Origin of the sequence: Methylobacterium sp. Leaf88, assembly GCF_001422795.1 — a bacterium.
Classification (GTDB): domain Bacteria; phylum Pseudomonadota; class Alphaproteobacteria; order Rhizobiales; family Beijerinckiaceae; genus Methylobacterium.
Genome location: NZ_LMMK01000012.1, coordinates 633,236 through 645,277, shown reverse-complemented (window position 1 = coordinate 645,277; position 12,042 = coordinate 633,236). Strand labels below are relative to the sequence as shown.

Here is a 12,042-nt window from a genome sequence, read left to right as displayed (position 1 = left end):
ATCATTCAGGGCTCGGATGAGATGCCCGCCTTCTCGTTGGAGGCCTCGGGCCAGGGCATGTCACGGTTCAGCACCGCGTCGGCGGAATAGGGACAGGACTCGGGAAAGGTGGCCTCTGGGAGATTCGTCTCGGCCGCCGCCTCGATCCGTGCGCGTCGATAGGCACGGGCCAGGAGGTCCTCCATCTGCGCTCCGAGGCTCGGACTGTCCTCCATCCGCTCCAGCGCGGCGAGGCGCTGGACGCGGATGGAGGTCGTCCAGCTCCGACTTCGCATGTCCGGCTGATGGTCCCATTTCAGAAGGTGCAGCAGGATGATCCGAAGTGCGCTCGTCAGGGCGTTCCGTTCCGCGCGCGCCACCGATTCCACCTCGTCGATCAGATGGGGGATGTCGAGCTTCGCCCAGGCGCGCTGACGCAGATGTCCGGCCTGTTCAAGGGACCAGGCGGCCAGATCGCCGTCATAGGAGGCGCCGAGGCGCGGTTCGGCCTCGACGCGCTTGGGATGTGCCACGGTCGCTCCTTCTCGCGTCCGAGTGCGACGGTTCACGAATGCGGGCGATCTTACAGGATTCCTGGATCGTCCGCGAGGCGCGTCGGCGCACAGGCGGCCCCGGCCAGAAGCCGCCCGCCTACATCTGCTCCGGCAGGCGGTCGGACTGCGCAAGGTCCGAGAAGCGCGTGATGTTGGCGTCGAACTGGAGTTCGACGGTGCCGGTGGGGCCGTGACGCTGCTTGCCCAGGATCACCTCGGCCTTGCCGTGCACGCGGTTCATCTCGGCCTCCCAGGCGAAGAACTCCTCCGTGCCTTCGCGGGGCTTCTTGTTGTTGACGTAGTATTCCTCGCGGAAGACGAACATCACCACGTCGGCGTCCTGCTCGATCGAGCCCGATTCGCGCAGGTCGGCGAGCTGCGGGCGCTTGTCCTCGCGGTTCTCGACCTGACGGGAGAGCTGGGACAGGGCGATGATCGGCACCGCCAGCTCCTTGGCCAGCGCCTTCATGCCGGTGGTGATCTCGGTCATCTCCTGCACGCGGTTGTCGCTGCGCTTGCCCGAGCCGGAGAGCAGCTGCAGGTAGTCCACGATGAGGAGATCGAGGCCCTTCTGGCGCTTGAGGCGCCGGGCGCGGGCGGCGAGCTGCGCGATGGAGATGCCGCCGGTCTGGTCGATGTAGAACGGGATCGTCTGCATGTCCCGGGCGGCATCGGTGATCTTGTAGAATTCCGCCGGCTGGATGTCGCCGCGGCGGATCTTGTAGGACGGCACGCCCGACTGCTCGGCGATGATACGGGTCGCCAATTGCTCGGCCGACATTTCGAGAGAGAAGAATCCGACGATGCCGCCGTTCTTCGTCTCGGTCCGGCCGTCCGGCAGCTTCTCCGACTGGTAGGCCTTGGCGACGTTGAAGGCGATGTTGGTGACGAGCGAGGTCTTGCCCATGGCCGGGCGCCCAGCGAGGATGATTAGATCCGATCGCTGCAGGCCGCCCATCTTGGCGTCGAGGTCCGACAGGCCGGTGGCGACGCCCGAGAGCTTGCCCTCGCGCTGGTAGGCCTTGGCCGCCATGTCCACCGCGGCCGTGAGGGCGTCGGAGAACTTCTGGAAGCCGCCGTCGTACTTGCCCGATTCGGCGAGCTCGTAGAGACGCCGCTCGGTGCCCTCGATCTGGTCGCGCGGCGAGGATTCCACCGGCGCCTCGTAGGCGCCGTTCACCAGGTCCTCGCCGATGGTGATGAGGCGGCGGCGGATGGCGAGGTCGTAGATGGTGCGGCCGTAATCGCCGGCATTGATGACGGTGGTGGCCTCGGCGGCGAGGCGCGCCAGGTACTGCATCACCGTCTGGCCGCCGAGGTCGGCGTCGCCCAGGTAGGTCTTCAGGGTGATGGGGGTCGCGAGCTTGCCCGCCTTGATGAGCTGCGAGGCCACCTCGAAGATCTTGCGGTGGACGTCCTCCATGAAGTGCTCGGGCAGGAGGAAGTCCGAGATCCGGTAATAGGCGTCGTTGTTCACCAGGATCGCGCCGAGCAGGGCTTGCTCCGCATCGATGTTGTGCGGCGCGACGCGGAATTCCTGCGCGACGGGCTGAAGGTTGGCCGTCAGGGCGTTGGGCAGGGCCATGGGCTGATTCGAGGCTCCGACTCGTCGATTCATCGTCCGCGCGGTGGTCCGCCGCCGCACGTCGCTATCGCCCGACCATGGCGCCGGCATGGTTAGCCGAACCTTAGCCGATTCGCGCTTTGCGGCTTTCCGTTCCGTCGCGGCCGCATCCTTTGGACGCGCGGACGGGAAGGGCGGTCGCAGAAACGCCCGCCATCCTCGCGGATGACGGGCGTCCATGCTGGAACAAATGCGGAACTAGTCAACCTTTAAGGCTGGTCGTCCCCATTCTTCACCGTCCTGTGGCGCGATTACTCGCGGTCGTCGCCGGCCTCGGCGAGGGCGGCACCGACCTCGAGACCGAGGTCGTCGAGGTTGAAGGCCTCGCGCTCGGTGGTGGACTCGCCGCGGGCCTGACGCTCGGCCTCTTCGGGCGAACGGGCGACGTTCACCGTGATCGAGACCTCCACCTCGGGGTGCAGCACGACCGGAACGGTGTGCAGGCCCAGGGTCTTGATCGGCTGGTTGAGGGCGAACTGGTCGCGGCCCACGGTGAAGCCGTCGGCGGTGACGACGTCGGCCAGGTCGCGGGTCGAGACCGAGCCGTAGAGCACGCCGGTCTCGCCCGACTGGCGGATGAGCACGAAGCTCTTGCCCTCGAGGGTCTCGGCGACGGACTGCGCTTCGGACTTGCGCTCGAGGTTGCGGGCCTCGAGCTGGGCGCGCTGGGTCTCGAAGTGCTTCTTGTTGCCGTCGGTGGCACGCAGGGCCTTGCCGCGGGCGAGGAGGAAGTTGCGGGCGTAGCCCGGCTTCACGTTCACGGTCTCGCCCATCTGGCCGAGCTTGGCGACGCGCTCGAGGAGGATGACTTCCATGGTGTTGGTCCTTCGGTTGGGGGGGAGGATCAGAGTCGTCCGGCCGCGTCGCGGGGACGTCGGCGGTCGAGGGCGGTATCGGCGATGCCGAACAGGGTCAGGGCGACGAGAGCGACGCCCTGGGTGAAGAAGAGGATCAGGTAGAGGCCGAGCAGGAGGGCGAGGCGCCCGGGCCGGCCGCGGCTGCGGTCGTGGAAGGCGGCGAGGCCCTGGATGGCGAAAGCGGCGCTGAGCGCCCCCGCCACGGCGACGCCGAGCACGCCCGGATAGCCCGGCACCAGGGCGAGCAGCACCGCACCCCCGAGCACGGCCAGCACCCGGCGCGGCATCATCGTCGCGGCGAGGTCCGGCCAGGGGCGGAGCAGGCGCCCGGAGATGCGCACGATGCGGGCGGCGGCCCAGAGATAGAAGGTCAGCAGGACCGTGAGGCCGTGGGTGGCGAGCCCGGGCGCGATGGCCGCGAGGGCGTTGGCGACCTCGGTCCGGGTCGCCTCGGCGGGATCCTGCGGACCCGGCTCGGCCGGGGCCTCGGCCGGAGGCTTGGCGTCTGCCTCGGGGGCGTCCGGCTTCGGAGCGGGGGGCGCCGGATTGGCGGCGCGGTCGGCCCGGACCTGGATCAGCGTCCGGGTCATGCCCCGCAGCTGGGACTGGAAGGTCTCGTAGTTCGGGGCGGCGATGACCGCGATGGCCACGAAGGCGAGGCCGGCCGTCCCGGCGGTCCAGGCGAGCAGGCGCCCGGTCGGATACCATTCCATCGTGCCGTCGGCGCCCGGCCGTCCGAGCAGCGCCAGGTAGGCGAGCCACCAGGCGGGCAGGGCGAGATAGGCGAAGAAGCCGAGGCCGAGGAAGGGCTGGACCACGAGGGCGAGGGCCAGGGCGCCGGTGACGGCGGCCACGAGAGCGGCCCGGTGGCTCCAGCCGAGGCCCACGATCAGGATCGGGAGCGGGGCGAGCAGGTAGAGCAGGATCGCGAGCGCCGTCGCCTTCAGCAGGACGCCGAAGAGGAGGGCGGAAACGAGGCCCGCGCCGATACCGATGCCGAGAAACTGTGTCATCAATCCCGCTGTCCCACTGTCCCGGTCCGGGCAGGGTTAGAGGCACGTCCGGCCCCAACGATTCCCGGCCCACCTGTCGGATCGGCCGGTACGAACCTGTGTGCCGCGCGAGCGGCGTGAGGCCCCGGCCCGTGGTGACGGGCCGGGGCGAGCGCCGAGGCGCTTACTTGATCACGTAGGGCAGGAAGCCGAGGAAGCGGGCGCGCTTGATCGCCTGGGCGAGCTCGCGCTGCTTCTTGGCCGACACGGCCGTGATGCGCGACGGCACGATCTTGCCGCGCTCGGAGACGTAGCGCGACAGGAGCTTGACGTCCTTGTAGTCGATCTTGGGCGCGTTCGCGCCCGAGAAGGGGCAGGTCTTCCGACGACGGAAGAAGGGACGGCGTCCGCCGCCCGCACCACCACCAGCCCCGCCAGCGGCGGGTGCACCGGGTCCAGCACCAAATGCCATGACTTAAGCCTCCCCGCCGAAGCTGCGCTCGGGGCGGTCGCCCCGGTCGCCGCGATCACCCCGGTCGCCGCGATCGCGGTCGCCGCCGAATCCACCACCGCCGAAGCCTTCGTCGTCCCGACGACGGCCGCGCTCACGATCCTTGCGGTCGTCGCGGTCGCGCTTCTGCATCATCGCCGACGGCTCGGACTCGAGCTCTTCGACGCGGACGGTCATGAAGCGGAGGACGTCCTCGGAGATCTGCATCTGGCGCTCCATCTCGGCCAGAGCGGCCGGGGGGGCGTCGACGTTGAGGAGCGTGAAATGCGCCTTGCGGTTCTTCTTGATGCGGTAGGCGAGGGACTTCACGCCCCACATCTCGATCTTCTCGACCTTGCCGCCATTGGCTTCGATGACGCCCTTGTAGGTCTCGACCATGGTCTCGACCTGCTGGGCCGTCACGTCCTGGCGCGCCAGGAAGACGTGTTCGTAGAGAGGCATTAACGGGCCCTTCATATTCAAAGGGACCCGACGGCACGAAAAACGTGCGGGGAAGGAAGCGTCGGGCCGGTTCATCCGCAATCGCCCGGCGCCAAGCCCTTCGAGCCGTTTGAAGGCCCGAGCGGTTGATCGAAGGCGGAGACACGGGACGACGGGATCGGCCCTTCGCGGGGCTTCACCCTGTGCCGAACGAATCGGCACCGTCCGTTCAGCCCCCAGCCGGAGCGAACGCGAGGGGTGGCGGATAAACGAGTCGGTCGGGATTGGCAAGCCGGGGCGGACGCGGGGGGCTGTCCGAGCCGCCGCCCGGAGCCTGATCCGCTTCGAACGGATCGCCACCCGGGCCGGCGGGTCGACCCCGCAACGCGGGCGGGCCGGGATGAGTCCCCGACGCGGCGGGCCGGGTCGGTAGGCCGATCGCGGCGTTCGCGACCGATCGGGACCGGCTTACTTGTCCGGCTTCTCCGAGAGGATCGCGCCGGTCTTCGGGTCGGCGTGGAACTGCATCTTGACGCCGTTCTTCACGCCCTCGCCCTCCCAGTGGCCGTCATCGGCCTCGAATTCGGTGATGCTGGTGTAGCCCGCGGCCATCAGCTTCTGCTTGACCTGATCGGCCGGCATCCAGTCGGCGCCCGGCGTGTCGGCCAGGGCGAGGCTCGCCGGGCCGGTGCTGAGGGCGAGGGCGAGGAGGAGCGTCGAGAACCGGTTCATTGCGGATCACCCGTCGGGTTGGCGTTCGCCGATCCAACAGGTCGCGCCGGGTCCGGTTCCGGACCGGTCAGGGCGCCTCGCCCGCGAAGATCGCGGCGATCTCCGCCGGGCCGAGGACGCGGTATTCGCCTGGCGCGAGGTCGTCCGGCAGGCCGAGGCCTCCGACGCGGTCGCGGTGCAGGGCGGTGACGTGGTTGCCCAGAGCGGCGAACATGCGCCGGACCTGATGGTAGCGCCCCTCGTGCAGGGTCACCACGGCGCCGGTCTCGCCCTCGGCCTCGAACCCGACCGGCAGGAGCGGCTTCTCCTCGCCTTCCAGCATCAGCGTGCCGGAGGCGAGGACCGTGCCCTCGTCGCCCTTCAGCGGACGATCCAGGGCGACGCGGTAGCGCTTGGCCACGTTGGCCTTCGGCGCGATGATCCGATGCAGGAGGGCGCCGTCATCGGTGAGGAGCAGGAGGCCGGAGGTCTCCTTGTCCAGGCGGCCGACCGTGGAGAGGGCGGGGTCGCGCCGGCGCCAGCGATCGGGCAGGAGACCGTAGACGAGGGGGCCCGCCTCCTTGTGCGAGCAGGTCACGCCGAGGGGCTTGTGCAGCATCAGGGTCAGGCCCGGCGGCGGGTCGAGGGCGGCGCCGTCGACGGTCATCCGCTGGGCGAGGTCCGGCGTCACCGGGATGCGCTGATCCGCGTCGCGCAGGGGCGAGCCGTCGAGGACCACGAGGCCGGCGCGGGTGAGGAGCGCGATCTCCCGCCGCGAGCCGTAGCCCATATTGGCGAGCAGGCGGTCGAGCCGCAGCTGCGCGATCTTGGCCGGCCGCGTCATCGGCGCGCCTCGTAGATCTTGTAGCCGCCGGCCGAGGCCTTCAGCGTCACGCTCTTGAAGGCCGCCTTCAGGGGCGCCTCGTAGGGCAGGTGGGTGTTGGCGGTGAGCCAGAGGCTGCCCCCCGGGCGCAGGGCTTCCGCCGCCCGGGCGATGAAGGCCTGGCCGAGGGCCTGGTCTTCGGCGCCGCCGTCGTGGAAGGGCGGGTTCATCACCACGAAGTCCAGCCGCGACAGGCCGAGGCCGCCGGCGCGGATATCGGCCCAGCGCAGGGTGGCGCGCGGATCGCCGACGTTGCGCGTCGCCATCTCGATGGCGCGCCGGTCGAGGTCGATCAGCGTCAGGGCCGTCACCTTCGGCGAATGGAGGACGGCCCGGGCCAGGATGCCGAGGCCGCATCCGAAATCGGCGCCGGCGCCGGCGAGGGGCGGCAGGTGGGCGAGGAGCAGGGCCGTGCCGGGATCGAGGCGGTCGTAGGAGAAGATCCCGGCCTGCGTGCAGAGGGCGAGGTTGTCGATGTGGCGCGGACCGCCCTCGTGGAGGGCGTCCTCGAGACCGCTGATCGCTTCCGGGCGTGTGCCGACGCAGATCCGGTGGTGGCGCCGCGCCTCCTCCTGAACCGCGCAGCCGAACCCGGCGAGTTCCTTGGCGAGGCGGCTGCCGCCGCGATCCTTGGGGGCCAGCGCCGTCAGACGCCCGCCGGGCTGCAGGGCCTTGAGGCCGAGCGCCAGCACGTAGCGCCGCTCGATCGTCCCGGCCGGTGCCAGGATGTCGAGCCGCTCCAGGCGCCCGGGCTCCATATCCTCGAGGCGGGCCGCGCCGGGGCTCAACGGCGAGACCTGGACCGCGTGCGGGGGCACCTCCACCAGTTCCAGGGGCGGCGCGCCGTAGACGGCTTCCGAGACAGGCATGGTGGACATCGTGACGGGATCCGGCGCGACGGCGCGCGCGCCTCGACGGCTCAGGGCGTGACAGGAAATCGGGAGGCTCGGCCAGCGCGCGACAAGAATCGCCGCGGCGTCGATCTCCCGTTCTCATAGCCCATGCTCAGCCGCGCGGGAACTCCAGACCCATCTCCCGATAGCGCGCCGGATCGTCCGCCCAGTTCTCGCGCACCTTCACGTGCAGGAAGAGGTGCACCGTCTGCTCGGCCGCTTCCGCGATCTCGTGGCGGGCCGCCTGGCCGATGGCCTTGATGGTCTGGCCGCCCTTGCCGAGCACGATGGAGCGCTGGCTCTCGCGCTCCACGAAGATGGTCTGCTCGATGCGGACCGATCCATCGGGACGCACCTGCCACTGGTCCGTCTCGACGGTGGAGCGGTAGGGCAGTTCCTCGTGCAGGCGGTCGTACAGCTTCTCGCGGGTGATCTCGGCGGCCAGCATCCGGATCGGCGCGTCCGAGACCTGGTCCTCCGGGTAGAGCCAAGGGCTCTTCGGCATCATGCCGGCCAACGTCGTCTTCAGCGTTTCGATGCCGTCGCCGTTCAGGGCCGAGACCATGAAGGTGTGCAGGAACGGAATCCGCTCGTTCAGGGAGGCCGCGAGAGCCAGCAGGCGGTCGCGCGGGATCAGGTCGATCTTGTTCAAGATCAGCACCTTGGGGCGCTTCACGTCCGGTAGCTTGGCCAGAATCGCGTCGACCTCCTCGCTCACGCCCTTGCGGGCGTCGATCAGCAGGCAGACCGCATCGGCATCCGAGGCGCCGCTCCAGGCCGAATGCACCATCGCGCGGTCGAGGCGGCGCTTGGGGGCGAAGATCCCCGGCGTGTCGACGAGGATGATCTGCGCGGTGTCGTGCATGACGATGCCGCGCACCAGGGCGCGGGTGGTCTGCACCTTGCGGGAGACGATCGAAACCTTGGTGCCCACGAGGCTGTTCAGCAGCGTCGACTTGCCGGCATTGGGGATGCCGATCAGCGCGACGAACCCCGCGGTGGTGTTCTCCGGCATCGTCACCGCGGGAAGCGGCTGCAGCGGTGGCGGGGCGAAGTCGTCGTCGCCGTCGAAATCGTCGTCGGGCACATCGGCGTCAGGCATCGGGGGCATGTCCTTCAGCGACGTCCGCCGACGTCTCCTGGGTTCGGGAGGGAGCGGGGCCGGTGATCTCGCGCTCCAGCACGAGGCGGGCGGCCTCCTGCTCGGCGAGGCGCTTCGAGGGGCCGATGCCGATGCCGGCCTCCAGTCCCTCGACGCGGACGGCGATCTGGAACACCGGCGCGTGGTCGGGGCCCGAGCGTTCGACCACTTCGTAGAACGGGATCGGCAGGGCCCGGGCCATGGCCCATTCCTGCAGGGCCGATTTGGCGTCGCGGCCGCGGGGGGCCGCCGTGTCGGTGTCGGGGGTGAAGGCCGCGTTGACGATGCCCTTGGCGACCTCGTAGCCGGCATCGAGGAACACCGCCCCGAGGATCGACTCGCACACGTCCGCCAGGATGGTCTGGTTGCGCCGTCCGCCGCTCTGGACCTCGCCGGGGCCGAGGGCGAGATGCGGGCCGACGTCCCAGGTGGTCGCGACGGCGGCGCAGGTCTCGCGCCGGACGAGCCCGGCGAGACGCCGCGACAGCTCGCCCTCGTCGGCCTGCGGAAACGCCTCGTAGAGGAGGTCGCCGATGGCGAGGCCGAGGACGCGATCGCCCAGGAATTCCAGGCGCTGGTAGCTGCCGAGCCGGCCGTTCCCGCCGGCCTTGCTCACGTGGGTGAGGGCCTGGACCAGCAGCTTCGGGTCGGCGAAGACGTGGCCGACCCGCGCCTCGAGCACCGCGAGGTCGGGCTTCGGACGGGGCGCGCGCCGCGCCCGGCTGGAGGGACGCGCCTCTTCGGTCACGATGGATAACGTCCTAGTGGATGGTCGTGAACAGCCGGTTCCAGCGCACCTTCGCCGGCCAGTTCCAGATCTGCCATGCCGGCGTGCCTTCGTCGATGGAGAAGAAGATCATCTCCGCGCGGCCGACGAAGTTCTCGAACGGCACGAAGCCGACATTGGCGAGATCGCGCGAATCCGTCGAGTTGTCGCGGTTGTCGCCCATCATGAAGAACCGGCCTTGCGGCACGGTGTAGGGCTCGGTGTTGTCCCAGTAGCCGTTGTCGCCGTCGCGCTCGATCACCCGGTGGGTGACGCCGTTGGGCAGCGTCTCGAGGTACTGCTCGGCCTTGGCCTGCTCGCCGTACGGCCCGGTGGTCTCGAAGGGCGCGATCTTCTCGCGCTTCACCGGCACGTCGTTGATGTAGAGCAGCCCGGCCTTCATCTGGATCTTGTCGCCGGGCAGGCCGATGACGCGCTTGATGTAGTCGGTGGCGTTGTCCTTGGGCAGCTTGAACACGGCGATGTCGCCGCGCTTGGGCTCGGCGCCCCAGATCCGGCCATCGGCCGTGAAGGGCAGGTACTCGCTCAAGGGCAGGGAGTACTTTGAATAGCCATACGAATATTTCGAGACAAACAGGTAATCGCCGATCAGGAGCGTGGGAACGAGGGAGCCCGAGGGGATGTTGAACGGCTGGAACAGGAGCGTGCGCACCACCAGCGCGATCAGCAGCGCCTGGCCGCCGACCTTCAGCGTCTCCTTGATGCTCGCCCAGGTGCCGGTGTCAGCAGCCTTCAGGTCACGCTTCGTCTGCTGGTCCACGCGGGCACGTTCCATCTGGCTGCCATCTCCGGTCCGACGCTCGCGCCCGGATTCCGGGCGGCTTCCGTCGTTGACGGTCGACCGGCGGCATAGACCATGCGGAAAGGCGCCGCAACGCAGGGGGCTATCGGCTAAGTCCCGGGCGTGCTGTCCGGCACCGCCTCGATGATCACGAAGGCCTGAGCCATGGGCGGGTCGTCCGTGAGGGTGATGTGCAGCTTCGGCATGTGGCCGGCCGGGACCATCGCGGCGAGGTGCTCTGCGGCCGCCCCGGTGAGGCGGAGGGTCGGACGGCCGCCGGGCAGGTTCACCACCTCCATGTCGCGCCAGAAGACGCCCCGGGCGATGCCGGTGCCCAGCGCCTTGGCGCAGGCCTCCTTGGCGGCGAAGCGGCGGGCATAGGAGGGGGCCCGCGCCGCGCGGGCATCGCATTTGGCGCGCTCGCCATCGGTGAAGACCCGATGGGTGAAGCGCTCGCCGTAACGGTCCAGCGACTTCTCGATCCGGCGGATGTCGCAGAGGTCGGAGCCGATGCCGAGAATCATGCCCGGGCCGCGTCCATGGCAGCGCGCAGGTCTCGGATCGCCTGGGGCAGGCCCACGAAGATCGCCTCGCCGATGAGCGCGTGACCGATGTTCAGCTCGGCGATCTCCGGCAGGGCCGCCACCGGACCGACGCTGTCGAGGGCCAGGCCGTGACCGGCATGGACCTCCAGGCCGAGTCCCGCCCCGTAGGTGGCCGCCCGGGCGATGCGGTCGAGCTCGTGCGCCGTGCGCGTGGCGTCGCCCTCGGCCACCGCCTCGCAGTAGCTGCCGGTGTGGAGCTCGACCACCGGCGCCCCGAGCCGGCGGGCCGCCTCCATCACCGCCTCGTCCGGCTCGACGAAGAGCGAGACCCGGATGCCGGCCTCGGACAGGCGGGCGATGCGGGGTTGCAGGGCGTCGTGGCCGCCGATGATGTCGAGGCCGCCCTCGGTGGTGCGCTCCGCCCGCTTCTCCGGCACCAGACAGGCGGCATGCGGCTTCAGCCGGATCGCCATCTCGATCATCTCGTCGGTGGCCGCCATCTCGAAATTGAGCGGCACCGTCAGGATGCGCGCCAGCGTCTCCATGTCGGCGTCGCGGATGTGCCGCCGGTCCTCGCGCAGATGCGCCGTGATCCCATCCGCTCCCGCCGCGACCGCCTCGCGGGCCGCGCGAATCGGATCGGGCGCCGTGCCGCCGCGGGCGTTCCGCACGGTCGCGACGTGGTCGATGTTGACGCCGAGCCGGAGGCGGCTCGGCCGAGAGGTAGGAAAGGACATGGAGGCGGACTCCGGGCACGGACGTGGCGCCCTGACGGAACGGCGGACGCGCCCCTACATAGGTGCGGCGAGGCTTCAAGGGGATACGGCGCGCGATGGGTTTTCTCGATGGACTGCTCGGCCACGGCAGCGATCTCTCGCCGGCGGAGGTCAACCAGCAGATGGCCGGCATCCTCACCGAGGGCGAGCCGGTGCAGGTCGCCTTCCGGATCCTGCGCGACCTCATCGTGTTCACGGACCGGCGCCTGATCCTGGTGGACAAGCAGGGCCTCACCGGCCGGAAGGTCTCGTACCTGACCGTGCCCTACCGGGCGATCACGTCGTTCTCGGTGGAGACGGCGGGCAGCTTCGACCTCGATTCCGAACTGGCGATCTGGGTGTCGGGCCGAGCCGAGCCGATCCGCAAGACCCTCAAGCGCGGCGCCAACATCCTGGCGATCCAGCAGGCGATCGCGGCGTCGATCCGGTGAGATCGACCGCCCCGGCGAACCTTGCCTCGGCGGCCGGGCTCTGTTAAGGCCCCGCCCATTCCACACGCGGAGCCGGCCTCATGCCTGAATGAGGCGTTTCCGGTGGTCGTCGTCCCTCGGGCGCGATCGCTTCCTCCGCGGCGGTACCAACCGGAGA

The 12,042-nt window shown here is 69.8% G+C and carries 15 protein-coding genes; 1 reads left to right on the top strand and 14 read right to left on the bottom strand.

The window, feature by feature from the left end; translation table 11 throughout:
* Positions 1-5 precede the first annotated feature (5 nt).
* The 14 genes from ASF20_RS09395 to ASF20_RS09330 form a co-directional block, all read right to left on the bottom strand.
* A complete protein-coding gene (locus tag ASF20_RS09395; RefSeq protein ID WP_082501246.1) occupies positions 6-512 on the bottom strand; it encodes a DUF29 domain-containing protein in 507 nt (168 codons plus the stop codon).
* A 118-nt stretch (positions 513-630) separates the two neighbouring features.
* Entirely contained in the window at positions 631-2,118 is a 1,488-nt protein-coding gene (locus ASF20_RS09390; protein ID WP_056218979.1) for a replicative DNA helicase, read from the bottom strand.
* A gap of 290 nt (positions 2,119-2,408) precedes the next feature.
* Positions 2,409-2,972 (bottom strand): 50S ribosomal protein L9, encoded by a 564-nt coding sequence (rplI, locus tag ASF20_RS09385; protein WP_056218980.1) that lies wholly within the window; start codon positions 2,970-2,972, stop codon positions 2,409-2,411.
* Positions 2,973-3,001: 29 nt separating this feature from the next.
* Entirely contained in the window at positions 3,002-4,027 is a 1,026-nt protein-coding gene (locus ASF20_RS09380; protein ID WP_056273286.1) for a DUF2232 domain-containing protein, read from the bottom strand.
* Positions 4,028-4,190: 163 nt separating this feature from the next.
* The gene (gene rpsR, locus ASF20_RS09375; protein WP_056173092.1) at positions 4,191-4,478 is read right to left on the bottom strand and encodes a 30S ribosomal protein S18; all 288 of its coding nucleotides are present in this window, start codon (positions 4,476-4,478) and stop codon (positions 4,191-4,193) included.
* A gap of 3 nt (positions 4,479-4,481) precedes the next feature.
* Positions 4,482-4,958 (bottom strand): 30S ribosomal protein S6, encoded by a 477-nt coding sequence (gene rpsF, locus ASF20_RS09370; RefSeq protein WP_055956175.1) that lies wholly within the window; start codon positions 4,956-4,958, stop codon positions 4,482-4,484.
* A gap of 447 nt (positions 4,959-5,405) precedes the next feature.
* On the bottom strand, positions 5,406-5,669 hold the full coding sequence (locus ASF20_RS09365; protein ID WP_056273282.1) for a PepSY domain-containing protein: 264 nt from the start codon (positions 5,667-5,669) through the stop codon (positions 5,406-5,408).
* Positions 5,670-5,736: 67 nt separating this feature from the next.
* Positions 5,737-6,474: a pseudouridine synthase gene (locus ASF20_RS09360; protein WP_156394235.1), complete on the bottom strand. Its 738-nt coding sequence runs from the start codon at positions 6,472-6,474 to the stop codon at positions 5,737-5,739.
* A 14-nt stretch (positions 6,475-6,488) separates the two neighbouring features.
* The gene (locus tag ASF20_RS09355; RefSeq protein ID WP_156647999.1) at positions 6,489-7,409 is read right to left on the bottom strand and encodes a methyltransferase; all 921 of its coding nucleotides are present in this window, start codon (positions 7,407-7,409) and stop codon (positions 6,489-6,491) included.
* A 127-nt stretch (positions 7,410-7,536) separates the two neighbouring features.
* On the bottom strand, positions 7,537-8,439 hold the full coding sequence (gene era, locus ASF20_RS09350) for a GTPase Era (RefSeq protein WP_156389836.1): 903 nt from the start codon (positions 8,437-8,439) through the stop codon (positions 7,537-7,539).
* A 79-nt stretch (positions 8,440-8,518) separates the two neighbouring features.
* Entirely contained in the window at positions 8,519-9,313 is a 795-nt protein-coding gene (rnc, locus tag ASF20_RS09345) for a ribonuclease III (protein WP_056218996.1), read from the bottom strand.
* A gap of 13 nt (positions 9,314-9,326) precedes the next feature.
* A complete protein-coding gene (gene lepB, locus ASF20_RS09340) occupies positions 9,327-10,127 on the bottom strand; it encodes a signal peptidase I (RefSeq protein ID WP_056218999.1) in 801 nt (266 codons plus the stop codon).
* 116 nt (positions 10,128-10,243) lie between these two features.
* Entirely contained in the window at positions 10,244-10,657 is a 414-nt protein-coding gene (gene acpS / locus ASF20_RS09335; RefSeq protein ID WP_056273279.1) for a holo-ACP synthase, read from the bottom strand.
* Positions 10,654-11,415, bottom strand: coding sequence for a pyridoxine 5'-phosphate synthase (locus ASF20_RS09330; RefSeq protein ID WP_056273276.1), 762 nt, complete (start codon positions 11,413-11,415; stop codon positions 10,654-10,656). The genes acpS and ASF20_RS09330 overlap by 4 nt, the downstream gene beginning before the upstream one ends.
* A gap of 95 nt (positions 11,416-11,510) precedes the next feature.
* Between ASF20_RS09330 and ASF20_RS09325 the strand changes: the two genes are divergently transcribed.
* Complete coding sequence (locus tag ASF20_RS09325) at positions 11,511-11,885, top strand: PH domain-containing protein (RefSeq protein WP_056273273.1); 375 nt, start codon at positions 11,511-11,513, stop codon at positions 11,883-11,885.
* Positions 11,886-12,042: the final 157 nt, after the last annotated feature.